This window comes from Aurantimonas sp. 22II-16-19i (genome assembly GCF_002088275.1).
Classification (GTDB): Bacteria; Pseudomonadota; Alphaproteobacteria; order Rhizobiales; family Rhizobiaceae; genus Jiella.
Genome location: NZ_AQQS01000008.1, coordinates 83,567 through 108,484, shown reverse-complemented (window position 1 = coordinate 108,484; position 24,918 = coordinate 83,567). Strand labels below are relative to the sequence as shown.

The following is a 24,918-nucleotide window of genomic DNA, read 5'->3' as shown; positions in this document are numbered from 1 at the left end:
GCTCTATGCTCCCGCCGCGCCAGCCTCGGCGAACCGCCTGCGCAGCCGGCGGTGGAGCGACTTCAGGTCGACCGGCCCGCAATCCTCCGGCGTGTCCGCTGCGGGCCGGAACAAGGCCGCATCCAGCGCCGCGAGCTCGCTCTCCGGCGACAGGCCGCGCCGCGAAAGGCGCCGGGCCGCGATCGTCCGATAGGCGCGCGCGTCGCCGCGCAGGAGCGCGGCCCGCATCGACAGGGCATCGCGCTCGGGCAGCCGCGCCCGCAGCCGGGCGAGAATCTCGCGCGGTCGCAGCGGCCGGCGTCCGGCGAGCCCGGCGGCGACGGGCAAAGCGAGGCCGAGACCGAGCGGCACCAGCCAGGCGGCAAGGCCGGTGCGGGCGACTTCCCCCTCGGGCGCGGTGATCGTCGCATAGGCGAAGCGGCGCGACTTCATCACCACGTTGCGCATCTGCCGGCTCTTCGTGTCGAACCAGGGAATGTCGTAGGCCGGCAGGCGTCCCGGCTCGGCCTTGGAGGGGCGCATCCGCCACTGCCAGCGCACCGTGGCGACCGGGCCGTCGCGGGTGATCTGCGTCGAGCGGACCTCCGGGGCGATGAAGGCGATCAGCCAGGGCGCCACCACCTTCGGCGGCGGCGGCAGGGCGCCGGCCGTCTGGCCGGTGGCGGTGATCGTCACGGTCCGCGTCGCCGTCGCGCCGTCGGCGAGCCTTGCCGTGTCCATGTCGAAGCGGTCGTCGATGGTGATGTTGCGCGCCGGCAGCCACCAGTCGGCGATGGTCGCGGGCTTCGGCCGGACGGTGAGGCTGGCGGCATTGGAGACGACGACGGTCTCGCTGCGCCGGCCCTTGCCGTCGTCGATGGTCAGGTGGTGGCGGAACGGGCCGATCGCGAGCGTCCCGGCCTTTTCCGGATAGAGCGCGAGCCGGCGCTCGACGCTGGTATATTCGCGGCCGTTCTTGCGGCCCTTCGACCAGGTGTCGCGGCCGAGCTGCAGCCAGGTGAAGTTCGCCAGCTGGATGCCCTCGAAGCGCTCCAGCGTGATGAAGGCGTCGTAGTCGCCCTTGAGGGTCACCAGCACCATCTCGCCGACATAGGGCTCGGGCGCGTCCGCCTCGATCGTCGCCGTCAGCGTCAGATCCGCTGCCGCGGCAGGTTTGGACGCCGCAGCGACGGCGATGAAGACGAGCCAGAGAAGCGTGACGGTCAGCCGGCCTACCATGCCGTGTCCTCCGGGGGATTGGCGAGACCGAGATCCTGGCGGCGCTGATACTCCGCCTTGATCCGGCGCTTGAGATAGAGCGCCGGCTCGTCCTCCAGCGTCGCCAGCCAGCTCTCGCTCGCCGCCGTCATGCTCTTCACCCGCGGGTCGAGGACGCTCAGCTGGATGGCGATGCTCTTGGCCTGGATCAGGTCGCGCTCCGAGGCGGCGGCTTCCGATGGTCCGTCGGCCACCGCATTGGCGGCGACCCCGTCGATCGCGTTGGACTCGCCGACGACGTCGGGCACCTTCGCGGCGACCAGATCGCGGTTGAAGCGGGCGTCGGCGTCGGCCGGGTCGACGAAGAGCACCGCCTCGAAATAGGCGAGCGCGAGGGCGTATTCGCCGGTCGCCGCAAGGGTCAGGCCGCGGTCGTAGGTGGCCGCCCGGCCGGCCTCGGCGAAGGCGCGGTCCGCCCCGGCATAGTCGCCGGCCGCATAGAGCGCGACGCCGCGGGCATGGGGGTCGCCGAGAAGCGGCAGCGCCAGCTTCGGTGCGCCGAGATCGAGCGCCAGCCTGCCGAAGGCCTCCGGCCCGGCGGCGAGCGCCGCGGCGCCGGCGGCGGTGAGGCAGACGAGAGCGAGGACGAGGCGCATCTCAATTGGCCTTGCGAAACAATAGCAGCGCCGGAAACAGCGCCAGCACCAGGAGATACCGGCCGAAATCGGCAAAGAAGAGGGCGGCGGTGTCGCCTTTGGCGAGTTCGCTCGCGCTGCGCCGGCCGACCGCGTCGGCAAGCGCGAAGGGATCGCTGGCCTCGCCGAAGCTGCCGTCGCCCGCCTCGGCCAGCCGTTGCAAGGCGGCGCCGTCGGGCGGCGGCAGGTCGCCGTTCTCGGCGCTCGGCCGCACCAGATAGGCGTCCACATGGATGCCGCGCCCGGCAAGGTCGCGGGCCGCCTGGAAGGCGTCGGGCGAGAGATTGTCGCCGTCGGTGACGAGGACGACGTCGCCCTTCAGGACGTCGGCTTCGGCGAACATGCGGGCCGCCAGCGCCAGCGCCCGGTCGGTGCGCGAGCCGGGATTGGGCACGACTTCGCCGTCGAGGACGGCGAGGAGCGGCGACAGGGCCGTGGCATCGGAGGTGAAGGCGCTCGCCACATAGGCCTCGCCGGCATAGACGATCATCGCGACGGGGCGTCCGGCGGCGCGCTGCAGGACGAGCTGACCGGCGGCCGCCGCGTCGGCGAGGCCGTCTCCCTCGACGATCGAGCGCGACAGATCGATGGCGAGGACGATGCCGTCGAGATTGCGGAACGTCTCCGGGTCGGCGATCCGCCGCGCCGGCCCGGACAAGGCGAGCGCCACCAGCGCGGCGATGGCGGCGGGAACCAAGAGCCTGCGGCCGCGGCCGGGAACGACCCGGCCGAAACGGACCATCGCCCGCATCAGGGCCGGATCCACCGCCTGCTCCCAGGCGCCGAGGCCGCGGGCGCGGCGCAGCGCGAGGTAGGCGAGGGCGGCGAGCGCCGGCAGGGCTAGCAGCCAGAGCGGGCGCAGCAGGACGAGGGAGCCGAGCGTCGCCATCACAGCGCCCGCCGGCTGACGACGAGGAACAGCGAACAGGCGAAGGCCGCGAATGCCGGATAGATCCACAGGTCGCGCCGCACCGTCGCCGGCGGCCGGTCGAGGCCGCTCGCCTCGAGCCGGTCGATCGCCGTGGTGACGGCCTCGAGGTCGGCGGTGTCCCTGACCCGGAACGTCCGGCCGCCGCTCTCCTCGGCGATCAGCCTGAGGGTCGCGCTGTCGACCGCATCGGGATCGTTGGGGCGGGTCTCCTGGTCTTCCGGGCCGAGGGCGATGGTGTAGACCCGGATGCCGAGGCGCTTCGCCAGCTTGGCGACGTCGGCCGGTAGGACATTGCCGGAGGTGTCGGCACCGTCGGAGAGAAGGATGACGACGCGCGAGCGGGCGTCGCCCTTTTCCAGCCGCTTCAGCGCGATGCCGAGGCCGCCGGCGATCGAGGTCGAGCGTCCCGAAATGCCGATCGCCGCCTCGTCCACCGCCCGCGAGACCGCCGCGACGTCGAAGGTCAGGGGCGTTGCGACATAGGCCTTCTCGGCAAACAGCACGAGGCCGACCCGGTCGCCGCCGCGCCCCGAGACGAAGCGCCTGCCCACCGCCTTCACCGCCTCGAGCCGGGAGACGGTGACGCCGTCGAGGGTGAAGTCTTCCTGCTCCATCGAGCCCGACAGGTCGATGGCCAGCATCAGGTCGCGGCCGGAGACCGGCAGCGCGGCCACCGCCTCCAGCCGCTGCGGGCCGGCGAGCGCCGTGACGAGACAGAGCCAGAGGAGCAGGGGCACCGCCCGCCGGGCCCTGACGCGGACGCCGCCCTGCGCGGCGGACGGCAGCGCCCGGGCGAGGCTGTCTGGCAGCACGAGGGCGCCGGTCGCCGCCTCGCGGCCGGGCAGGAGGCGCATCGCCAGCAGCGGCAGCGGCAGGAGAAGGAAGGCGAGGGGGAGCGCGAAGCCGATCATCGTCCTCCCCTCCTGCCGAAGGTCTGCAGGATCGCCGCGTCGAGGGCGTCCGGATCGAGGCTCGGGCTCGGCCGGTAGAGTTCGGCGTCGATCGCCGCGCGGATCTCCGCGAGCTGCCGGCGCGCCGCCTCGGTGTGGCGGCCGTTCCCCTCCGCCCGCTGTCTCAGGGAGGCGACGAGCCGCGACTGGCGCACGAGCCGCTGATCCGGGGCGAGGCTGCGGGCGAGCGCGAGCTCCCGCGCCGCGGCCGCTTTCGCCGAGATACTCGGCCTCGTGAAGACGCGCAGGACGAAGGCCAGGGCAAGGCCGGCGACCAGCGCCAGGGCGAAGATCGCCAGCCCGCCATGCCAGTCGTAGGCGGTGAAGTCCGGCGGCAGGCGGACGGGCCGCAGCTGCGCGACGAGATCAGGATCGGCGGCCATCGACCCCCTCCAGATCGGCGGCGATCGCCTCCCAGCCGCCATCGGATGCAACCCGGCGCACCGTCACGCCGGCGGATGCGAGCCGTTCGACGCGCTCGTCGGGATGGTCGCTGGGACGCTCGCCGCTCGCGCCGGTGGCGCCGGGCGTTCCGGCATCGTTTTTGCCCCTGCCCCTGCCCCGGCTCCGGGCGACGACGGCCCAGCCCATCGGCCCGGCGCCGGCTTCGCCGGCGATGCGATAGGGATAGGCGCCTTCGGGCGGCGCGGTCTCGAAGCGGTCGCGCACCAGGAGCACCGTCAGGGAGAACCGCCGGCAGGCGGCGCCGGCAAGCCGGTAGAAATCCTCTCCGGCATCGTCGAGCCCGGTGGCGACGAGGAGGCTCGTGCCGGGAGAGGCCCGGCCGACGGCCTCCTCCAGAAGCTCGGCAAGGCTCGGCTCGCGCCGGTGCAACCCCGCGCCCAGAGCTTCCGCCCCCGCCGCGTGGGCGCTTTCGAGGTCGCCGGCGATGGCGGCCATCGCCCGCTCCCGCGGCCGCGGCGGCAGAAAGCGGGTTTCGCCGGCCGCCGCCGAAAGGAGGCCGACGCGCCCGCCCGCCTCGACGACGCGCCAGCCGGCCAGCGCCAGGGCGCCGGCCGCCGCGACCGAGCGCAGCCGGACGCGGGTGCCGAAATACATCGGCGCCCGGAAGTCGGCGATCAGCAGGGCGGCCCGGTCGCGCTCGTCGCGAAAAGTGCGCACGTGGGTCCTGGCGGTGCGCGCCGTCGCCGCGGCATCGATGTGGCGCATGTCGTCGCCGTCGCAGAACTGCCGGACGTCGACGATCTCGAGGCCGTTGCCGCGCCGCCTTCCGGCAAAGCCGCCCGGCCGGCCGGTGGGCGCCAGCGCCCGCTCGGGAACGTGGCGGACGATGTGGCGCATGGCGAAGAGCTTGGCCGCATCCACCCGGACCGCATCGCCGTCGGGATCCGGCAGCGGGGCCAGCATCAGAGCGGCTCGACGGCGGCGAGGAGGCTGCGAACGAGGCTGCGGCCGGTAACGCCCTCGGCGCTGGCCCGCCAGGTCGGGATGACCCGGTGGGCGAGGATGTCGGGGGCGAGCTCGGACACGTCCTCCGGCACGGCATAGTCGCGTCCCGCGAGGAAGGCGCGGGCCCTTGCGGCGGCAGCGAGGGCCAGGGAGCCGCGCGGCGAGACGGCGTGCTCGATCCGCCCCTTCAGCTCCGGGATGGACGAGGTGTCGCGGGTCGCCATGACGAGGCGCACGACATAGTCCTTCAGCGCCGGCGCGAGATGGATCGCGGCGACCCGGCGCCGCGCCTCGAGGAGGGCGCTGGTCTCCAGCGGCGCCGCCTGCGGCGGCGTTTCGCCGGCGGCCTCGCGTTCGACGAGGTCGAGGATCGCCAGCTCCGAGGCGGCATCCGGCAGCTCGACGAGGACATGCATCAGGAAGCGGTCGAGCTGCGCCTCGGGTAGGGGAAAGGTGCCCTCGTGCTCGATCGAGTTCTGGGTCGCCACCACCATGAAGGGCTGCGGCAGCCTGTAGGTGACGCCGCCGGCGGTCACCTGCGCCTCGCCCATCGCCTCGAGCAGCGCCGACTGGACCTTGGGCGGCGCACGGTTGATCTCGTCGACGAGGACGAGGGAGTGGAAGATCGGCCCTTCCACGAATTCGAACCGGCCGGCCTCGGGGCGGAACACCTGGGTGCCCGTCAGGTCCGCGGGCATCAGGTCGGGCGTGCACTGGATGCGCGAGAAGGAGGCCTCGAGACCGCCGGCGAGGAGCTTCACGGCCCGTGTCTTGGCAAGGCCGGGCGGGCCCTCGACGAGCAGGTGACCGCCGGTGAGCAGCGCGATCATCAGCCGCTCGACCAGCGACGTGCGGCCGATCAGCCCGGCTTCGACGCTCGCGCGCAGGCTGGCGAGCGGCGTTGCGGCGTCGAAGCTGCCGGACGCCCCCTCCGGCGCCTCGGACGGCACACGCTCCTCGATGAGCGAATGATCCAATCATGCCTCCCTGTCGCCGCGCGGTGGGCGGTGCCGGACCCCCACGCGACGGGAGGAAGCACTATCACGCCGAAACCGCGTAAGGAAAATGAGAATGCCCGTTCGTGCCAGGGCAATTTGCCCGAGCGACACAGGCGGCCCTTGCGGACCCGCACCGCCTCGGCGCCAATGACTGCGCGACGGGGACGGCGCGACAAAGAGTTGCGGCGAGGGGAAAAGGAAGGGTCGCCGGTGAGCCTCGAAGTGAAGCTGGTCTCCCGCCTGGTGCTGGTTGCGCTTGTGAGCTTCCTCGCCGCCGTCATCTGGATTCTCGTCGACACGCGCGCGGCGATACGGGCCGATCTTTCCGCGACCCAAGCCCGCGTCTCCTATCAGCTGGAGCGCATGCATCGCCTCGGCAGCGGGCCGCCTTCGCCTGCCCTGTCACCGCAGAACGCCATCGAGATCGTCCTCGTCATGGCGCCAGGGACCTGCGTGATCTTCTCCCGCCAGGCCTCCGGCATCGTCGATCGGCGGCTTTGCGCCGGCTGGAATGTCTTCGGGGAGGTTTCGCCCGGCTGGTTCCGAAAGATGCTCGCTGCGACGATCGGCCCGTTCGCGCGGATCGACCAGGCCGTGCCGATCCATGGCGGGGCGGACTACCGGCTGCAGACGATCATCGATCCCGTGGCGGCGGCGACGCGGATCTGGCAACAGGTGCGCATCGCCAGCGGGCTCGCGGCGGGATTGGCCGGCCTGATCGCGATTCTCTCGGCCGTCGCCGTGGCGCGAGCGCTCAAGCCGGTGGCGGCGCTGGTAGCAGCGCTCAGGCGCATTGAGGCAGGCGAGTTGTCGCGGCGCCTGCCCCGCTCGGGAACGCGCGAATTCGACCGGATCGCGGCCGCGATCGACGATCTCGCCTCGCAGCTCGAGATGTCGCTGACGGAACGCAAGGGGCTGATGAAGCGGCTCTTCGCCGTCCAGGAAGAGGAACGGCGGCGGCTCGCCCGCGACCTGCACGACGAGTTCGGCCAGTGCCTGGCGGCGGCAACGGCAATCACGGCGTCGATCGAAGGCGAGGCGGGAAACGAACGCCCCCGTCTTGCGGAAGATGCCCGCACCCTCGCGCGGATCCACCAGCGCATGATGATTTCGCTGCGGAGCGCCTTTTCGACCCTGCGACCCCCCGATATCGCAGAACTCGGAATCCGGGCCTGCCTTGGTTCGCTGGTGCGCGAATGGAATGCCGGGCTCGCCGGGCGCACGGCGATCCGCATCGAGAGCCCGGCCATCGTCGACACGCTGCCGGAAGAGATCGCCACGACCGCATACCGGATCGTCCAGGAAGGACTGACCAACGCCGCCAAACATGCCGATGCCCGGCATGTGGACATCGACGTTCGGATCGAATCGCCCGACCTCTCGCCAAGGCTGGAAATCGTCGTGGCCGACGACGGGGTCGGAGGCGGCAATTTCGACACGGGCGGCAGTGGCCTCATCGGCATCCGCGAGCGGGTCGCCGCCCTCGATGGCTGGCTGGCGATCCGCTCGGCGAAGACCGGGACGCGGATCGCAGCGACGATACCGCTGGAACGATGGGAGAAGGATGAGAGGCCATGAGTGAGGCGACAGTGCTCCTCGTCGACGATCATCCGGTGGTGCGCGAGGGCTATTGCCGGCTGATCGAGAGCCGCAGCCGCTTCCGGGTCGTCGCCGAGGCAGATACGGCGGGCGAGGCCTATCGCCTCTATCGCCTCCATGAACCGAACCTTGCAGTGGTGGATCTGTCGCTACCGGGCCCGGGCGGGCTCGACGCGATCCGCCACATCCGCCAGTTCGACCCGGCGGCGAAGCTCCTGGTCTTCACCATGCATCAGAACCCGGCTTATGCGCTGAAGGCCTTCGAGGCGGGCGCGGCGGGCTATGTGACGAAGAGCAGCGATCCGGGCGAGCTGCTCCGGGCGCTGGAAACCGTGGCTGCGGGCGGACGGGCGCTCAGCGCCGACATCTCGCTGGCGCTGGCCGGCGACCGGCTCGACTGCGGCCGCAACCCGCTTGCCGGGCTCAGCCCACGCGAGACGGAGATCCTCAGGCTGATCGCGCTCGGCCTGACCGACGAGACGATCGCCGACAGCCTCTGCCTCAGCCTGAAGACCGTTCAGAACAACCATTACCGGATCAGGGCCAAGCTTTCGGCCCCGACCGACGCGCTATTGACCCACATCGCGCTCTCGGCAGGAATCGTCGGGCCGTAGCTGCGGTAGACGCCGATTCGGCCGAATGCGGGACGATCGAAGGCAGGGTCACGCCGCCTCAGTTCCGCCCACGGTCACCTGGTTCATCCTCAGATGCGGCTGGCCGACGCCGACCGGCACGCCCTGGCCCTGCTTGCCGCACATGCCGATGCCGGTGTCGAGCGCCACGTCGTTGCCGACCATCGAGACCCGGTGCATGGCCTCCGGCCCGTTGCCGATCAGCATGGCGCCCTTCAGGGGCTCGGCGATCTTTCCGTTGCGGATCCGGTAGGCCTCGGTGCAGCCGAAGACGAATTTTCCGGAGGTGATGTCGACCTGGCCGCCGCCGAAGGAGACGGCGTAGATGCCGTCCTTCACCGAGGCGATGATCTCCTCGGAGCTGTGCGGGCCTTCCAGCATCATGGTGTTGGTCATGCGCGGCATCGGGACATGGGCGTAGGACTGGCGCCGGCCGTTGCCGGTGGCGGCCATGCCCATCAGCCGGGCGTTCTGCCGGTCCTGCATGTAGCCGACCAGCTTGCCGTCCTCGATGAGCACGGTGCGGTTTGTGGGCGTGCCCTCGTCGTCGATGGTCAGGGATCCGCGGCGCTCGGCGATGGTGCCGTCGTCGACGACGGTGACGCCCTTCGCCGCAACTTGGCTGCCCATCAGGCCGGCGAAGGCGGAGGTCTTCTTCCGGTTGAAGTCGCCCTCGAGCCCGTGGCCCACCGCCTCGTGCAGCATGACGCCCGGCCAGCCGGCGCCGAGCACGATGTCGAAGCTGCCGGCCGGCGCCGGCACCGCCTCGAGATTGACCCGCGCCTGGCGCAGCGCCTCGTCGGCGATGTGCTGCCAGGATCCGTCGGCGAGGAATTCGCCGAAGCCGCGGCGTCCGCCGGCCCCGTAGGAGCCTGTCTCCTGGCGGTCGCCCTTGCCGCAGACCACCGAGACGTTGATCCGGACCAGCGGCCGCACGTCCTTCACCAGCCGCCCGTCGGCGCGCAGGATCTCGACCGTCTGCCAGGTGGCGCCGAGGGTGGCGGAGACCTGGCGCACGTCCTCGCCCCTGGCCCGCAGATAGGCGTCGATTTCCGTGAGGAGCTTCACCTTGGCCTCGAAGCCGGGGGAGGGGATCGGGTTCTCGTCGCCGTATAGCTTCGCGTTGGTGCCCGCCGGCGGTTCGGCGACGGTGCCGGTGTGCCCCGTCTTGACCGCGGCGACGGCGTCGGCGGCGCGCTTCAGGGCGCTGACCGAAAAATCGCCCGCATGGGCGTAGCCGACCGCCTCGCCGGCGACGGCGCGCAGGCCAAACCCCTGGTCGATCGAGAAGTTGCCGGACTTCAGCCGGCCATTGTCGAAGGCCAGCGATTCCGATTCGCGATATTCGAGAAACAGCTCGCCGTCATCGGCGCCGTTCAGCGTGTCGGCGAGCACGGCCTCAACGCCTTCGCGGGAGAGGTCGAAGCGCTCGAGAAGGGAGATGGACATGGGCTGTTCTTCCTCGCGGTCGAAGCCGCATTGACGTGGAGGGTCCGTCGAGGCCGGGGCCGTGACGGCGCCCGGTGGCCGTTGAGCCTCGAGATTGAGCCTCAAGATAGGGTCTCGGCTTCGGCGATGCCACGCCGGGCGCCGTGCCGCGCGCCTAGAGGGCGCCGAAGCCTTCCTGGAAGCCGGCCAGGTCGACCGAGATGCCGACGCCGCCATTCGGCTCGGCCGACTGGAAAAAGGTGAACACCGCCTCCTTGCCGGTCGACAGGAGATTGAGGAGCGTGTCGTCGAGCGGCACCTCGGCATAGCAGCCATCGGCGAAGCAGCGGGTGAACTGGGTCCGGCCGACGCTCTTGCCGTCGATGATCAGGCCGAGTCCGTAGTCCGGCAACGGCAGGAGAACGCCGAGGGGGGCCAGCACCCTGAGGATGCGCGCCTTGCCGTCGGCGGTCTTCAGCGCCACGACCGAGAGGCTGAGCTCCGGCCGATTGTCGGACACGACGTTCTGGAGCAGCGCGCACTGCTCGTCGCTGGCGCCGGCCGGATTGTCGCAGACGACGGCCCAGGCGCCATGCCGCGACTTCACGGTACCGGTCGCGCCGGCCTGTGCGGCCGCCTCGCCCGCCGAAAACAGGCCGCCGGCAAGGGCCACCGCGAGCGAGACGGCGATGGCGAGCGATCTCGGCGCTTTTGTCATTTCAACATCCGAATCAGTTGCAAGGGGCCACCCCGCGGTTCGGGGCATCGGGCGAGGTTTCGCCCCGGCGCTGGCCGGCAGGCGACTGGTTCCGTCCCGCAGACGGCGAACTTACGACGCCAGCGGCCGGGGCGGAAGCCCCGGGCGTTCCGCGGCGGCGGCCAGCGAAGGCGCGGCCCGGCGAGCCGAAAGGTCGAACGGCAGCGATCGGCACATTTCCAGCCTGCACATTTGCCGCAACCGGCGAGGCGGGATATGGAGTTGCGGTCGGGCGGGTTTCGTGATTTGAAGCGTCGGAGTTTCCGGAGTTTGGGACGATTCTACGCTGGAACTGCGCCAGTATGGGCGGAGTCTTGGGGTGCTCCATCCGGTTTTCGGCGTGCGTGTGAGGGAGAACATGCGAGTGAGACGATCGACCATTGCCGCGGCGTCTGTGCTCTCGTCGGCGAGTGCCGCGATGGCCCAGGATGCGGCCGAAGTCCTGCCGGGCCAGCCGCATGACTGGCAGATCAACCTGCAGGAAGCGCTGTCGCCGATCGAGGAGCAGATCCACTGGTTCAGCGACTACACGCTGGCCTTCATCATCCCGATCACGATCCTCGTCGCCGCCCTGCTCGGCTGGTGCATCTATCGCTACAACGCCAGCCGCAACCCGACGCCGTCCCGCACCAGCCACAACACCACGATCGAGGTGATCTGGACGCTGGCGCCGGTGATCGTGCTGTTGTTCCTGGCGATTCCCTCCTTCCAGCTGCTCACCGCCCAGTACAATCCGCCGAGCGAGCCGGAGCTGACGGTCAAGGCGACCGGCTACCAGTGGTACTGGGGCTACGAATACCAGCCGGGCGACACCTCGCAGGAGGCGCAGGCCGAGCCGGTGTCGTTCGATTCCTATCCTTTGGCGCAGCTGACCGATTCGCTCGCCGACCAGGATGCGGCCACCTCGGCCAAGGGCGATCTTTCGGTGTATCCGCGCCTGCTCGCCGTCGACAACGAGATGGTGGTGCCCGTCGACACCGTCATCCGCATCCTGTCGACCTCGGGCGACGTGATCCACTCCTTCGCGCTGCCGTCGATGGGCGTGAAGGTCGACGCGGTGCCCGGCCGGCTGAACGAATACTGGTTCGAGGCCAAGCGCGAAGGCATCTTCTACGGCCAGTGCTCGGAGCTTTGCGGGCAGAACCATGCCAACATGCCGATCGGGCTGCGGGTCGTCTCCAAGGAAGAGTTCGCCAACTGGTATAAGGCCGCCGGCAGCGATCTCGACGGCGCCAACCAGGCGCTGACCGCAGCGATCGCCGCCAAGCGCGGCGCCACGGTCGCGTCGCGCTGAAGATTTCGGGTTAGAGGGAAACGATCATGGCATATGGTGCCGCCCACGAGGCCCACGACGATCACAAGCCGCATGGCTGGACGCGTTGGGTCTATTCGACCAATCACAAGGACATCGGCACGCTCTATCTGATCTTCGCGATCTGCGCCGGCGTCATCGGCGGCGCCCTGTCGGTCGCGATGCGGATGGAGCTGCAGGAGCCGGGGATGCAGATCTTCGGCGACCCGCAACTCTACAACGTCTTCACCACCGGTCACGGCCTGATCATGATCTTCTTCATGGTCATGCCGGCGCTGATCGGCGGCTTCGCCAACTGGATGGTGCCGATCATGATCGGCGCGCCGGACATGGCGTTCCCGCGGTTGAACAACATCTCGTTCTGGCTGCTCGCCGCCGCCTTCCCGCTGCTCATGCTGTCGATGTTCGTCGAGGGTGCGCCGGGCTCCAACGGCGTCGGTACCGGCTGGACGATGTATCCGCCCCTGTCGACCTCCGGCCATCCGGGCCCGGCGGTGGATCTCGCGATCTTCTCGCTGCACATCGCCGGCGCCTCGTCGATCCTCGGTGCGATCAACTTCATCACCACGATCCTCAACATGCGCGCGCCGGGCATGACGCTGCACAAGATGCCGCTGTTTGCCTGGTCGGTGCTGGTGACGGCGTTCCTCCTGCTTCTGTCGCTGCCGGTCCTCGCCGGTGCGATCACCATGCTGCTGACCGACCGCAATTTCGGCACGACCTTCTTCGCGCCGGCCGGTGGCGGCGACCCGATCCTGTTCCAGCACCTGTTCTGGTTCTTCGGCCATCCCGAGGTCTACATCCTGATCCTGCCGGCCTTCGGCATCATCAGCCACATCATCTCGACCTTCTCCAAGAAGCCGGTGTTCGGCTATCTCGGCATGGCCTACGCCATGGTCGCGATCGGCGTCGTCGGCTTCGTCGTGTGGGCCCACCACATGTACACCACCGGCCTGTCGCTCAACACGCAGCGCTACTTCGTCTTCGCCACCATGGTCATCGCGGTGCCGACCGGCATCAAGATCTTCTCCTGGATCGCGACGATGTGGGGCGGCTCGATCTCCTTCCGGGTCCCGATGCTCTGGGCGGTCGGCTTCATCTTCCTGTTCACCGTCGGCGGCGTGACGGGCGTCAAGCTCGCCAATGCCGGCATGGACCGGGTGCTGCACGATACCTACTACGTGGTCGCCCACTTCCATTATGTCCTGTCGCTGGGCGCGGTCTTCGCCATCTTCGCGGCGTGGTACTACTGGTTCCCGAAGATGAGCGGCTACATGTACAACGAACGGATCGGGCAGATTCACTTCTGGCTCACCTTCGTCGGCGTGAACCTCGTCTTCTTCCCGCAGCACTTCCTGGGCGCTGCCGGCATGCCCCGCCGCTATGTCGACTATCCCGACGCCTATGCCGGCTGGAACTTCATCTCGTCCATCGGTTCCTACATCTCCGGCGTCGCCGTGCTGGTCTTCCTCTATGGCGTCTTCGAAGCGTTCTCGAAGCGCCGGGTCGCCGGCGCCAATCCCTGGGGCGAGGGCGCGACCACGCTGGAATGGCAGCTGCCGTCCCCGCCGCCCTACCATCAGTGGGAAGAGCTGCCGCGCATCCGCTGAGCCGGGCACGCGACAAAGAGAATGGGCAGGCGCGCCTTCGACGGGCGCGCCTTTGCCAAGTCAAGCGCCCGCCGGTTATCCTGGCGCCGGAACTCGCCGCCGGAGTTGGCGCGATCGAGACCGAGTGCGGGCATGAGGCGCGGCGATCATGGGTCGCAGCGTTGCGACCATCCCCGGATGGGCCGGCGCCGGCATGGGAATGCGGCGTCTCCTCCGCCTGAAGGCAGGCGACACAACCGACCGGAAGACGACGATCCGGCCGGCGACGATCGAGGTTGAGTGAAGTGACCCTGGTAGACGTGAACCCATCCATCGCGACACGCGAGGCCGTCAGCCTCGCCGAGCCGAGGGACTTCATCGAGCTGTTGAAGCCGCGGGTCATGTCGCTGGTGATCCTGACGGCGGTGAGCGGCCTCGTCGTGGCGCCCGGACAGATGAACCCGATGCTGGCGGTGATCTCGATCCTCGCCATTGCCATCGGGGCCGGCGCTGCGGGCGCCCTCAACATGTGGTACGACGCCGACATCGACGCGATGATGAGCCGCACGGCCCAGCGCCCGGTCCCGACCGGCCGGGTGAGCGGGGAGGCGGCGCTGACCTTCGGCCTGTCGCTGTCGCTCCTGTCGGTCTGCCTGCTCGGTCTGGCCTCCAACTGGGTCGCCGCCGGCTTCCTCGCCTTCACCATCTTCTTCTATGCCGTCATCTACACGATGGGGCTGAAGCGTTCGACGCCGCAGAACATCGTCATCGGCGGCGCCGCCGGCGCCTTCCCGCCGATGATCGGCTATGCCGCGGCCACCGGTTCGGTATCGGTGGAGAGCACGATCCTCTTCCTGATCATCTTCCTGTGGACGCCGCCGCACTTCTGGGCCCTCGCCCTCTTCAAGCTGCGCGACTACGGCTCGGCGGGCGTACCGATGCTGCCGAACGTCTCCGGCGAGCGAACGACGCGCATCCAGATCTTCGCCTATTCGCTGGTGCTGGCGCCGGTTGGCGCGGCGCCCTTCCTGCTCGGCTATGCCGGCCCGGCCTATGGCGCCGTGTCGATCCTCCTCGGGCTCAACTTCCTGCGCCACGCCTTCGCCGTCCTGAAGATGGCCGACGGTGACGTGGCGATGCTCCCGGCCAAGAAGCTCTTCGGCTTCTCGATCCTCTATCTCTTCGGCCTCTTCGCCATGCTGCTCGTCGACGCGGCGATCATGTCGTTCCTCCAGGGCGGAGCGTGACATTGGCAGAGCCGGACAGGGTCAAGCTGACGGAAGCGGAGCAGAAGGCGCGGCGCAACCGGTCGATCGCCATCGGCGTCGTCCTCGTCGCGCTCGTCGTGATCTTCTACCTGGTTTCACTCGCGAAGATGGCATCATGAGCGACGAGCGGACGAACGGGGCACCAAGACGCAACGCCGGGGCGAGCGGCATCGTCATCGCCGTCGCCTGCGCGGCCTTCGCCTTCGGCATGCTCGGCGCAGCCTTTGCTTCGGTGCCGCTCTACCGGCTGTTCTGTCAGGTCACCGGCTATGGCGGCACCACCCAGCGGGCGGAAGCCGCGCCGGCGGCGGTGAGCGAGAAGCAGGTCACGGTGCGCTTCGACGGCAACGTCGCCGAGGGGCTGCCCTGGACATTCCGTCCGAACCAGCGCGAGGTCCGGGTCAATCTCGGGGCCCAGTCGACGGTCAGCTACCATGTCGAGAACACCTCCGACCGGGCGATCACCGGGCAGGCGCTGTTCAACGTGACGCCGGAGGCGGCCGGGCTCTACTTCAACAAGATCGCCTGCTTCTGCTTCTCGAACCAGACCCTGCAGCCGGGCGAGAAGGTCGAGATGCCGATCGTCTTCTATGTCGATCCGGACATGGCGGACACCGAAGAGTTGAAGAGCCTGCAGGCGATTACCCTGTCCTACACCTTCTTTCCGGTGGACGACCCGGCACCGGTGGTGGCGGCGCCGACGCCGGCTCCGGTGGGCGCAGGGAACGGTTAGTTGACGATGGCGCTGTCCCGCCGGGGCGGCGCGACGAGAATGCTGGAATCGTTCGGTCCGCTGGGGTAGAGACGGTTCCGGCAGGTGAGTGGGAGACAGCGGGGAGAGCCATGGCGGACGCGCACGCAAAGAAACACGACTATCACATCATCGATCCGAGCCCCTGGCCGTTCGTAGCGTCGGTCGGCGCGCTGATCATGATGATCGGCGCCGTCTCCCTGATGCGCTGGAACAGCGGGACCGAGTTCGTTCTCTTCGGCCTCAATCTCGCCACGCCCTGGATCTTCCTCCTCGGCCTCGCGATCGTGCTCTACGTCATGTATGCGTGGTGGTCCGATACGATCAAGGAGGGCCAGGAAGGCGCTCATACCCGCGTCGTGTCGCTGCATCTGCGCTACGGCATGATCATGTTCATCGCCTCCGAGGTGATGTTCTTCGTCGCCTGGTTCTGGGCCTTCTTCGACGCCAGCCTGTTTCCCAACGAGGCGATCCAGGCGGAGCGGATGCAGGTCCTCGGCGGGCAGTGGCCGCCGGTCGGCATCGAGGTGCTCGACCCGCTGCACCTGCCGCTGTTCAACACGATCACGCTGCTGCTCTCCGGCACGACGGTGACCTGGGCCCACCACGCCCTGCTGCACAACGACCGCAAGAGCCTGAAGCTCGGCCTTGCCCTGACCGTGGTGCTCGGCGTCATCTTCTCCTACGTCCAGTACATCGAATACGCCCACGCGCCGTTTGCCTTCGCGGGCTCGATCTACGGCTCGACCTTCTTCATGGCGACGGGCTTCCACGGGTTCCACGTCCTCATCGGGACGATCTTCCTCACGGTCTGCCTGATCCGCGCCATGGCCGGGCAGTTCACGCCGCAGAAGCATTTCGGCTTCGAGGCCGCCGCCTGGTACTGGCACTTCGTCGACGTCGTCTGGCTGTTCCTGTTTTTCGCCGTCTATGTCTGGGGCGGCTGGGGCGCGCCGGTCTTCGACGCCTGAGGCCGAAAGGCAGGCTGACGGCTCGATCCGCCAGCACCAGTGACGATCATGAAGGCGGCGCGGCCTCTCCCGCCGCCTTCTTCGTTTGAAGGGATATCGCAATGGCCGAGGACAGGGCATTCCACGCCGAGGCCGATCCGGTGAAGGCGGCGACGCGCGGGCGCTGTCCGCGCTGCGGCGAGGGCCGGCTGTTCGCGGGCTTCCTGTCGCTGCGCAAGCGCTGCAGCCACTGCGGCCTCGATTTTGCCTTCGCCGATTCCGGCGACGGGCCGGCGGTGTTCGTCATCCTGATCATCGGCTTCGTCGTCTGCGGCCTTGCTCTGTGGATGGAGGTCAGCGTCGCGCCGCCGCTCTGGGTGCATTTCCTCCTCTGGCTGCCGCTGACGCTCATCCTCGCCCTGCCGCTCCTGCGCCTCCTCAAGGGCACGATGATCGGCCTGCAATACCGCAACCGCGCCGCCGAGGGCCGGCTCGAGGATGCGGGCGAGCGAAGCGAGTGAGGCATCGATGAGCAAGGGAGCTTCGACCCGGAGCGAGGGCCGCGAGGGCGGCCCGCGGGATGACGCCGGACCTGCCGACGCCGGCGCCGGGCACGGCCGACCCGGCGGCGACGTCCCCGCCACCGGCGAGCCGCGCATGGGCCGCGGGCGATTCGCCTTGGCGCTGGGCTTCTGTCTCGTCGGCATCGCGATCCTCTTCGCCCTCGGCTCCTGGCAGCTCGAGCGCCTCCACTGGAAGGAGGCGCTGATCGCCGAGATCGACAGCCGCATTCACGCCGAGCCCGTCGATCTCGCGACCCTGGAGGCCCGCTTCGCAGCGGGCGAGCCGATCGACTACACGCCCGTCACCGTGACGGGACGGTTCCTCAACGACCATGAGCGCTACTTCCTCTCGACCTTCGAGGGCCAGGCGGGCTGGAACGTCTACGCGCCGCTGAGGCTCGCAGGCGGCGACGTCGTCTTCGTCAATCGCGGCTTCGTGCCCTACGACATGCGCGACCCGGACAGGCGGCGCGCCGGCCAGCCGGAAGGGGAGGTGACGCTCATCGGCCTCGCGCGGGCGGCGCCGACCGAGAAGCCCGGTTACTTCACCCCGGAGAACGAACCGGCCAAGGACACGTTCTTCTGGCAGGATCTCCCGGCCATGGCCGAGGGGGTGCCGCTCGGCCAGGGCGCACGGCTGGTCCCCTTCCTGGTCGCCGCCGGGCCCGGGCGCGCCGAGGGCGGCTGGCCGGTCGGCGGCACGACGGTGGTGTCGCTTCCCAACAATCACCTGCAATATGTCGTCACATGGTACGGCATCTGCCTCGTCCTGGTGGTGATGACCGCGATGATGATCGTGCGGCGATATCGCGGCCGCGCTTGACAGGGCGGGGCGGGATGCCTTCATTCGGGCCGTCGGTCAGGCCATCGAAACGGCGTGGATGGCCGACTGAAAAGCCGCCGACCGCCGAACCGCCGACAGATCACCCGCCGACAGACCACCGACCCGCGTTGGAGAATCCGTGTCCCTTCTGGAGCCGACGAAGCCGAAGCTGACCCTGCGACTGTGCGAGCCGCGCGGCTTCTGCGCGGGCGTCGACCGGGCGATACAGATCGTCGTCTTGGCGCTGAAGAAATACGGCGCGCCGGTCTATGTCCGGCACGAGATCGTCCATAACAAATACGTCGTCGACGGCCTGCGCGACATGGGCGCGATCTTCGTCAAGGAGCTCGACGACATCCCCGACGACGGCCAGCCGGTGGTGTTCTCCGCGCACGGCGTGCCGAAATCGGTGCCGGCGGCGGCAGCCGACCGCGAGATGCTCTATCTCGACGCCACCTGCCCGCTGGTCTCGAAGGTCCACAAGCAGGCGATGCTGCATGTGAAGCGCGGCCGCCATGTCGTCCTGATCGGCCATCGCGGCCATCCCGAAGTGATCGGCACCATGGGCCAGCTTGCCCCCGGGACCGTCAGCCTGATCGAGACGGTCGCGGACGTGGCGGCCTTCGAGCCCGAGGATCCGCAGGCGCTCGGTTTCGTGACCCAGACGACGCTGTCGCTGGACGACACGGCGGACATCGTTGCGGCGCTCCAGGCGAAGTTCCCGGCGATGACGGCGCCCTCGTCGGAATCGATCTGCTACGCCACCACCAACCGCCAGGAGGCGGTGAAAGCCTCGGCGCCGGGCACGAACCTCTTCCTGATCGTCGGGGCGCCGAATTCCTCCAATTCCAAGCGCCTCGTCGAGGTGGCCGAAAAAGCGGGATCGGCGAGGGGCGCGCTCGTCCAGGGGCCGCAGGAGATCCCGTTTGACCTGATTGCCGGCGACGCGCCGGTGGTCGGCATGTCGGCCGGGGCCTCGGCGCCGGAGATCCTGGTCGATGCGATCATTTCGGCGCTTCGCGATCGCTACGAGGTTTCGGTCGAGCTGGTGCAGACCGCCGAGGAGAACGAGAACTTCCCGGTGATGCGCTCCCTGCGCGACGTTCCCCTGACGAGCGCCGACATGGCCTTCGTCAACGGCGGAGCCTGAGAACCTTGGCCGTCTACACCGACGTCACCGAGCCGCAGCTCGCCGCCTTCCTCGATCGCTACGATCTCGGCGCCCTCGCCAGCTACAAGGGGATCGCCGAGGGAGTGGAGAATTCCAACTTCCTGCTGCGCACCACCGGCGGCACCTACATCCTCACCCTCTACGAGAAGCGGGTGAATCGCGGCGACCTGCCGTTCTTCGTCGGGCTGATGGAGCATCTGGCCGAGCGCGGCCTGTCCTGCCCGCTGCCGGTCCACGACCGCGACGGCAACGCGCTGGGCGAACTGGCGGGGCGGCCCGCGGCGGTCTTCACCTTTCTCGACGGCATGTGGACGCGGCGCCCGAGCCCCGATCACTGCCGCGCCGTCGGCGTGGCGCTCGCCCGCATGCACGACAGCGCCGCGGACTTTGAGCTGACGCGGCGCAACGGCCTGTCGCCGGCCGACTGGCGCCCGCTCTACGAGAGCTGCGGCGGGCGGGCCGATGAGGTCGAGCCGGGGCTGTCGGCCGAGATCGAGGCGGAACTCTCGCATTTTGAGGCGCGGTGGCCGGCCGGGCTTCCCGCCGGCGTCATCCATGCCGACCTCTTTCCCGACAACGTGTTCTTCCTGTCCGGGCAGCTGTCGGGCCTCATCGACTTCTACTTCGCCTGCAACGACCTCCTCGCCTACGACCTCGCCATCACGCTCTCGGCCTGGTGTTTCGAGCAGGACGGCAGCTACAACGTCACCAAGGGTCGGGCGCTGATCTCGGGCTATGCCTCGGTGCGGCCGCTCGAAGCGGCCGAATATGACAGCCTGCCGCTGCTCTGCCGGGGCGCGGCCATGCGCTTCATGCTGACGCGGCTCTATGACTGGCTGAACGTGCCGGACGATAGCTTCGTCACCAAGAAGGATCCGCGCGAATATCTGAAGAAACTGCGCTTTCACCGCGGCGTGCGCGATGCCTCGGAATACGGGCTGGAGAAGGCGGCGGTGACGAGGGACATGGCATGAGCGAGAGCGGCGAACGCGTCGAGATCTTCACCGACGGGGCCTGTTCGGGCAATCCCGGGCCCGGCGGCTGGGGCGCGATCCTGCGCTATCGCGGCCAGGAGAAGGAGTTGAAGGGCGGCGAGCCGGACACCACCAACAACCGCATGGAGCTCTTGGCGGCGATCTCCGCGCTGAAGGCCCTGAACCGGGCCTGCGCCGTCGATCTTTATTCCGACTCGAACTATCTGCGCGACGGCATCACCAAGTGGATCTTCGGCTGGAAGAAGAAGGGTTGGCGGACCGCCGACGGCAAGCCGGTGAAGAACGTCGAGCTCTGGCAGCAGCTGGAAGCCGAGAAGGGCCGCCACGACGTCACCTTCCACTGGGTCCGCGGCCATGCCGGCCATGCCGAGAACGAACGCGCCGACGAGCTGGCGAGGGCCGGCATGGAGCCGTTCAAGAGGAAGCGCGCCGGCTGAGGGAGGCGGGCGAGATGACGCTGCCGACGAACGAAGGGCTGGGGAAAGGAGAGCGGAAGCAGCCGGTCGATGCCGAAGTCGAGGCCGCGAAGCTCACCGCGACGTTCCTGAACGGGGTCGCCGTTTCATTGGCAGCGGTCGGAAGCTTCGCACCGATCTTCAATGCGATGTACGCAGCACGCGACGCCTCGATCGAAACTGCCAAACTCGGCGCCGTCAGCACGATTTGCTTCTTGCTTTCCGCAGCCATACATTGGATCGCGCGTGCCTACATCAAAAGGGAGCTGCGGAAATGACCGATCCAGAATTTCTGCTGATGCTTTTGACGCCGTTCGGAATGCTGGCTCTGGCTCTCGTCACGGTGTACTTCGCCAGCAGTTCGCGCTGAAGTCTCTCCGTGCGCTGCTGAGGGCAGCGCCTGGCTCGCCGATTTCTTCATCCGCACCTGACTTTCAGCCACAGCACGATCCCGAGATTTCAGGGATGGCGCAGGGGCGACGCCTTCCAACTGGTTCGCAAGGAAAGCCGGCGTCTTCCATCTAGCGCCGTCGATTTGACTCGGATGACGATTCGGCCAATGGCCTCCTTCATCATTCCCTTCCCCTGTTAGACTGGCATTGTCACTTCGACATGCCGGAGTGCCATTTCATCGTCTTTCTCTGGAAGCGAACCAACCCGCCAACGGCGACGCATACCAGCGCCTCGTCACGCAAGTCACAGGACCACCCCATGAATCTCGACCTTCTCAAGCGCCTCTGCGAGACCCCCGGCGTGCCCGGCCGCGAGACCCGCGTGCGGGCGCTGATCGAGGCAGAGGCGAAGGGCCTCTTCGATGAGATCCGCACCGACGCCCTCGGCTCGCTGATCTGCACCCGCAAGGGCAGGGGCGACAAGCCGGAGAAGCTGCTGCTCCTCTGCCACATGGACGAGATCGGCTTCCTCGTCTCCCATGTCACCGACAAGGGCTTCGTCCATGTCGATCCGGTGGGCGGCTTCGACCCGCGCAACCTGTTCTCGCGCCGCGTCCTCGTCTGCACCGACGAGGGCGACATCAAGGGCGTGATGAACGCCGAGGGCAAGCCGATCCACATCCAGTCGCCCGAAGAGCGCAAGAAGATGCCGGAGCCGAACGAGTTCGTCGTCGACACCGGCCTCGGCGCGGCGGCGAAGGAGGCGATCCGGGTCGGCGACTATGTCGTGATGAACGAGCCCTTCGAGGAGATGGGCGAGAAGATCGTCTCCAAGGCCCTCGACAACCGCATCGCCTGCTGGCTCGGCCTGGAATGCGTCCGAAAGCTCGTCGAGGACGGCCTGTCCCACGACTGCGAGCTGACCATCGCCTTCACCGCCCAGGAGGAGGTCGGCCTGCGCGGCGCCAAGACCGCTTCCTACGGCGTGGCGCCGGACATCGCCATCGGCGTCGACACGACGCTTGCCTGCGACACGCCGGGCGTGCCGGAGAAGGACCGCACGACGGTTCATGGCGCTGGCTTCGGGCTGCACATGAAGGACGGATCCTTCATCGCCGACTACGCGCTGGTCAAGGAGATCGAGGCGCTGGCGAAGGAGAAGGGCATCGCCTGCCAGCGCACGATCCTCGCCAAGGGCGGCCAGGACGGCGCGGCGGCGCAGCAGGCGGGCATCGGCGCAAGGGCGATCGGCATCGTCGTCGGCACGCGCTACATTCACACCGTCGCCGAGATGATCGACAAGCGCGACCTTCAGGCGGCCCGCGAGATCCTCACGGCGTTCGTCGCCGCGCATTGACGGCGTCGGCCCGCACCGCCAGCCAACCGCCCGGCCGGCGCGGGCCGCGACCATTCCGGCCGTATCGCCCGAAAGACCGAGCGCCCGAATGACCGAGCGCCCGGATGATCACGCGCTCGAACCACGCGAAGGGATGACGGTCGGCAGTGCCGCCCGACCGTCCCTTACATCTGCTCGAGCAGGGCCTCGGCGCTGGACTTGTCCGCCTGGCCGGGGCTCTCCTCGATGTTGAGCTGCTTCACCACGCCGTCCTCGACCAGCATCGAATAGCGCTTGGAGCGCGTGCCGAGGCCGGCGACGGACAGGTCGATGTCGAGGCCGAGAGCCTTGGTGAACTCCCCGTTGCCGTCGGAGAGGAAGAGGATCTTGCCCGACGCCTCGGTGGACTTCTCCCAGGCGCCCATCACGAAGATGTCGTTGACCGCGACGACGGCGATGGTGTCGACGCCCTTCTGGCGGAACTCGTCGTTGTGGGTCAGGAAGCCCGGCAGGTGGTTCATCGAGCAGGTCGGCGTGAAGGCACCGGGAACGCCGAAGAGCACCACCGTCTTGCCGGAGAAGATCGACTCGGTCGAAAGATCGGCCGGCCCGTCCTCGGTGCGGGTCTTGACGGTGGCGTTCGGGATTTTGTCGCCGACGGCGATGGTCATGTCGAAAACTCCGCTATCAATGGAAAACGCGGCGGCATCGTTCGATCCGCCGTTCGCCGATCACGATCTGGCGCCCGTGGCCCGCTTGTCCAGCGACCCTGCGGCAATGGCGACGCATTTTGCAGATAGCCGGGCCGCTTTCCCGGCCTGGGGCGGCGGCCTCAGTCCTGCGGCGCGACGGGGACGGCGGTCGCCTCGAGCGCCGCGCCGTCGCGGGTATAGACGAGATCGACCATCTCCGGCGGCCCGCTGGCGCCGGAGGGGGCTTCGGCGACCGGCACGGCGAAGACGCTGATGCCGCCCTGCGTCGACACTTGCGTCGGCTCGTCGAAATACCAGCCGTCACGCGAGGTGACGAAGAGATCCGGCGCACCGCTGCCCGAGGCCGGGCCCGGATCCGCGACCGTGACGCGCAGCGACGCCGCGTCGGCGGACACCGTGAACGTCTCGTCCCCGGCCTCCTGCGGCAGCGCCGCGAAGGCCTGCGCGACGGCTGTATCCGCCTCGGGGCCGGTGGCTGAGGTCGCGAGGGTGGCCTGCACGGGAATGCAGATGTCCTGGCAGACGCCCATGAACACCGATGCCTCGATGGTCCCGATGGTCTCGCCCGGCTCGACGTCGAGCTCGAGAGCGAAGGCGACGTCGCCCTTGTAGCCGTTGGCGCGGGTTTCGGCCTCGCCGAAGCGATGCGGCGCCGGAAAACGGGCGCGGATCGTCTGGAAGCCCTCCGTCTTCGACAGGTCGATCTGCGGCGGAACGCCCGAGGCGCCGGGGTCGAGCCAGTAGGTCTTCCAGCCGGGCGCCAGATCGACGATCAGCGCGGCCCGCACGGCACCATCCACGGGCTCCGACGCGCGCACGAGCCGCAGGCTCACCTCGCCATTGGAGAAGACGCTCGGGTCGCTGCCGGCGGCAGAGGCAGGGGGGGTGGGGACGGTGGCCGCAACGAAAGCGAGAAGGAGAAGACGCTTGATCAGGCGGCCGGCATCAGCGGGCTCGCCGCTGCCGGGCACTGTGAGGCGCGGTTTGCGGCAGGGGCGGCGACAGGCGGCGGAGAGACGATTGAGGCGCTGCATACTCGGTTTCTTCGCTGGTTTCCAGAAGCCAGATAACGGCATTTTGTCGTTTTCGGGAAGCTCGTGACAAATCTGCTCTGGTCATTCTTCGAAGCCGATGCCACCTTTGTTGCAGCAGGAATGGTTTTCATGTTCGGTCATCGACGCCGGCTCGGCGGAGCGACCGTTGTGCGGCCCGGCGGCGCTGTCCAGCGGGTCCGCCCGGCTGCGGCCGCCAAGACGTCGCGTCGACGAAAGGCCCGCTGTCGCAAACCATGCGGTGAGGTAGAATGAAGCTCGATATCGATCTCGATTCCGTCGATGGCGACGTCGCGAACTCCCTGGAGGGGCACTTCCTGATCGCCATGCCCGCGATCAGCGACGAGCCCTTCGCCCGTACGGTCGTCTATGTCTGCGCCCATTCGCCCAACGGGGCAATGGGCTTCATCATCAACAAGTCGCAGCCGATGAGCTTCCCGGCGCTGCTCACCCAGCTCGGCGTCGTCGAGAGCGAGGACGCCATCCGGCTGCCGTCGGGCGGGCGCGAGGTCTCGGTCTGCGTCGGCGGCCCGGTGGAGAAGGGGCGCGGCTTCGTCCTCCATTCGGACGACTACGATTCCGAATCCACCGTCCATGTGGCGGAGAACATCGCCCTGACGCCGACGGTCGACATCCTGCGGGCGATTTCGGAGGGGATGGGGCCGCGCACGGCGATCATGGCGCTCGGCTATTCCGGCTGGGCGCCGGGGCAGCTGGAAGAGGAGATCGCCGCCAATGGCTGGCTGACCTGCAAGGCCGATCTCGGCATCGTCTTCGACACCGACCTCGACGCCAAATACAAGCGGGCGCTGGGCCTTCTCGGCATCGAGCCGGCGTTCCTGGCGGTCGAGGCGGGGCACGCCTGAGGGGCGATGGGGGCGGCAGCATATCCGACGGCCGCCGATAGCCGCAGCGCCCCATCCGGCCGACTGCTCTTGGCTTTTAGGAATG

Annotated in this window: 27 protein-coding genes; 16 read left to right on the top strand and 11 right to left on the bottom strand. The window is 68.7% G+C overall.

Annotated features, from left to right (window positions below):
- Positions 1–3 precede the first annotated feature (3 nt).
- From ATO4_RS09075 to ATO4_RS09045, 7 genes are read right to left on the bottom strand one after another with little or no spacing between them, the layout of a single operon-like run.
- A complete protein-coding gene (locus ATO4_RS09075; protein WP_083591174.1) occupies positions 4–1,218 on the bottom strand; it encodes a BatD family protein in 1,215 nt (404 codons plus the stop codon).
- Positions 1,212–1,853, bottom strand: a complete 642-nt coding sequence (locus ATO4_RS09070; RefSeq protein WP_083591172.1) for a hypothetical protein — start codon at positions 1,851–1,853, stop codon at positions 1,212–1,214. The genes ATO4_RS09075 and ATO4_RS09070 overlap by 7 nt, the downstream gene beginning before the upstream one ends.
- A 1-nt stretch (position 1,854) precedes the next feature.
- Positions 1,855–2,781 carry a VWA domain-containing protein gene (locus ATO4_RS09065; RefSeq protein WP_083591171.1) on the bottom strand — a complete coding sequence of 309 codons (927 nt, stop codon included), beginning with the start codon at positions 2,779–2,781 and terminating at the stop codon, positions 1,855–1,857.
- Positions 2,781–3,734 carry a VWA domain-containing protein gene (locus ATO4_RS09060; RefSeq protein ID WP_083591169.1) on the bottom strand — a complete coding sequence of 318 codons (954 nt, stop codon included), beginning with the start codon at positions 3,732–3,734 and terminating at the stop codon, positions 2,781–2,783. Before ATO4_RS09060 ends, ATO4_RS09065 begins: the two co-directional genes overlap by 1 nt.
- Positions 3,731–4,156, bottom strand: coding sequence for a hypothetical protein (locus tag ATO4_RS09055; protein WP_083591167.1), 426 nt, complete (start codon positions 4,154–4,156; stop codon positions 3,731–3,733). The genes ATO4_RS09060 and ATO4_RS09055 overlap by 4 nt, the downstream gene beginning before the upstream one ends.
- Positions 4,140–5,141, bottom strand: coding sequence for a DUF58 domain-containing protein (locus tag ATO4_RS09050; RefSeq protein WP_083591165.1), 1,002 nt, complete (start codon positions 5,139–5,141; stop codon positions 4,140–4,142). Before ATO4_RS09050 ends, ATO4_RS09055 begins: the two co-directional genes overlap by 17 nt.
- Complete coding sequence (locus ATO4_RS09045) at positions 5,141–6,070, bottom strand: AAA family ATPase (protein WP_245308655.1); 930 nt, start codon at positions 6,068–6,070, stop codon at positions 5,141–5,143. Before ATO4_RS09045 ends, ATO4_RS09050 begins: the two co-directional genes overlap by 1 nt.
- Positions 6,071–6,391: 321 nt before the next feature.
- Between ATO4_RS09045 and ATO4_RS09040 the strand changes: the two genes are divergently transcribed.
- Positions 6,392–7,759 carry a histidine kinase gene (locus tag ATO4_RS09040; RefSeq protein WP_176222919.1) on the top strand — a complete coding sequence of 456 codons (1,368 nt, stop codon included), beginning with the start codon at positions 6,392–6,394 and terminating at the stop codon, positions 7,757–7,759.
- Positions 7,756–8,394 carry a response regulator transcription factor gene (locus tag ATO4_RS09035; protein WP_083591162.1) on the top strand — a complete coding sequence of 213 codons (639 nt, stop codon included), beginning with the start codon at positions 7,756–7,758 and terminating at the stop codon, positions 8,392–8,394. The genes ATO4_RS09040 and ATO4_RS09035 overlap by 4 nt, the downstream gene beginning before the upstream one ends.
- Positions 8,395–8,442: 48 nt before the next feature.
- Here the strand turns inward: ATO4_RS09035 and tldD are convergent, their stop codons facing one another.
- Both tldD and ATO4_RS09025 read right to left on the bottom strand, forming a co-directional pair.
- Positions 8,443–9,861: a metalloprotease TldD gene (gene tldD / locus ATO4_RS09030; protein WP_083591161.1), complete on the bottom strand. Its 1,419-nt coding sequence runs from the start codon at positions 9,859–9,861 to the stop codon at positions 8,443–8,445.
- A 154-nt stretch (positions 9,862–10,015) separates the two neighbouring features.
- Positions 10,016–10,558 (bottom strand): invasion associated locus B family protein, encoded by a 543-nt coding sequence (locus tag ATO4_RS09025; protein ID WP_083591159.1) that lies wholly within the window; start codon positions 10,556–10,558, stop codon positions 10,016–10,018.
- A 457-nt stretch (positions 10,559–11,015) separates the two neighbouring features.
- On the opposite strand from ATO4_RS09025, the gene coxB reads away from it, so the two are divergent.
- From coxB to ATO4_RS08965, 13 genes are all read left to right on the top strand, one after another.
- Entirely contained in the window at positions 11,016–11,891 is an 876-nt protein-coding gene (coxB, locus tag ATO4_RS09020) for a cytochrome c oxidase subunit II (protein WP_245308654.1), read from the top strand.
- Between the two features lie 26 nt (positions 11,892–11,917).
- Entirely contained in the window at positions 11,918–13,519 is a 1,602-nt protein-coding gene (gene ctaD / locus ATO4_RS09015) for a cytochrome c oxidase subunit I (protein ID WP_083591157.1), read from the top strand.
- A 284-nt stretch (positions 13,520–13,803) separates the two neighbouring features.
- Complete coding sequence (locus ATO4_RS09010) at positions 13,804–14,745, top strand: heme o synthase (protein ID WP_083591155.1); 942 nt, start codon at positions 13,804–13,806, stop codon at positions 14,743–14,745.
- Between the two features lie 2 nt (positions 14,746–14,747).
- Positions 14,748–14,885: a hypothetical protein gene (locus ATO4_RS27690; protein WP_176222918.1), complete on the top strand. Its 138-nt coding sequence runs from the start codon at positions 14,748–14,750 to the stop codon at positions 14,883–14,885.
- The gene (locus ATO4_RS09005) at positions 14,882–15,499 is read left to right on the top strand and encodes a cytochrome c oxidase assembly protein (protein WP_083591153.1); all 618 of its coding nucleotides are present in this window, start codon (positions 14,882–14,884) and stop codon (positions 15,497–15,499) included. The genes ATO4_RS27690 and ATO4_RS09005 overlap by 4 nt, the downstream gene beginning before the upstream one ends.
- Before the next feature lie 110 nt (positions 15,500–15,609).
- Complete coding sequence (locus ATO4_RS09000) at positions 15,610–16,488, top strand: cytochrome c oxidase subunit 3 (protein ID WP_083591151.1); 879 nt, start codon at positions 15,610–15,612, stop codon at positions 16,486–16,488.
- Between the two features lie 101 nt (positions 16,489–16,589).
- A complete protein-coding gene (locus ATO4_RS08995; RefSeq protein WP_083591150.1) occupies positions 16,590–16,988 on the top strand; it encodes a DUF983 domain-containing protein in 399 nt (132 codons plus the stop codon).
- A 7-nt stretch (positions 16,989–16,995) separates the two neighbouring features.
- Positions 16,996–17,853: an SURF1 family protein gene (locus tag ATO4_RS08990; RefSeq protein WP_245308652.1), complete on the top strand. Its 858-nt coding sequence runs from the start codon at positions 16,996–16,998 to the stop codon at positions 17,851–17,853.
- A 139-nt stretch (positions 17,854–17,992) separates the two neighbouring features.
- Entirely contained in the window at positions 17,993–19,003 is a 1,011-nt protein-coding gene (ispH, locus tag ATO4_RS08985) for a 4-hydroxy-3-methylbut-2-enyl diphosphate reductase (protein ID WP_083591148.1), read from the top strand.
- 5 nt (positions 19,004–19,008) lie between these two features.
- The gene (locus ATO4_RS08980) at positions 19,009–19,998 is read left to right on the top strand and encodes a homoserine kinase (protein WP_083591146.1); all 990 of its coding nucleotides are present in this window, start codon (positions 19,009–19,011) and stop codon (positions 19,996–19,998) included.
- Positions 19,995–20,456 (top strand): ribonuclease HI, encoded by a 462-nt coding sequence (gene rnhA / locus ATO4_RS08975; RefSeq protein WP_083591144.1) that lies wholly within the window; start codon positions 19,995–19,997, stop codon positions 20,454–20,456. The genes ATO4_RS08980 and rnhA overlap by 4 nt, the downstream gene beginning before the upstream one ends.
- Before the next feature lie 14 nt (positions 20,457–20,470).
- Complete coding sequence (locus ATO4_RS08970; RefSeq protein WP_083591143.1) at positions 20,471–20,752, top strand: hypothetical protein; 282 nt, start codon at positions 20,471–20,473, stop codon at positions 20,750–20,752.
- Between the two features lie 433 nt (positions 20,753–21,185).
- Positions 21,186–22,223, top strand: coding sequence for a M20/M25/M40 family metallo-hydrolase (locus ATO4_RS08965; RefSeq protein WP_083591141.1), 1,038 nt, complete (start codon positions 21,186–21,188; stop codon positions 22,221–22,223).
- Positions 22,224–22,387: 164 nt separating this feature from the next.
- Here the strand turns inward: ATO4_RS08965 and ATO4_RS08960 are convergent, their stop codons facing one another.
- Together ATO4_RS08960 and ATO4_RS08955 are read right to left on the bottom strand one after the other, a co-directional pair.
- Positions 22,388–22,873, bottom strand: coding sequence for a peroxiredoxin (locus tag ATO4_RS08960; RefSeq protein WP_083591138.1), 486 nt, complete (start codon positions 22,871–22,873; stop codon positions 22,388–22,390).
- Between the two features lie 161 nt (positions 22,874–23,034).
- The gene (locus ATO4_RS08955) at positions 23,035–23,949 is read right to left on the bottom strand and encodes a protein-disulfide reductase DsbD domain-containing protein (protein WP_176222917.1); all 915 of its coding nucleotides are present in this window, start codon (positions 23,947–23,949) and stop codon (positions 23,035–23,037) included.
- Positions 23,950–24,218: 269 nt separating this feature from the next.
- On the opposite strand from ATO4_RS08955, the gene ATO4_RS08950 reads away from it, so the two are divergent.
- On the top strand, positions 24,219–24,833 hold the full coding sequence (locus tag ATO4_RS08950) for a YqgE/AlgH family protein (RefSeq protein WP_083591135.1): 615 nt from the start codon (positions 24,219–24,221) through the stop codon (positions 24,831–24,833).
- Positions 24,834–24,918: the final 85 nt, after the last annotated feature.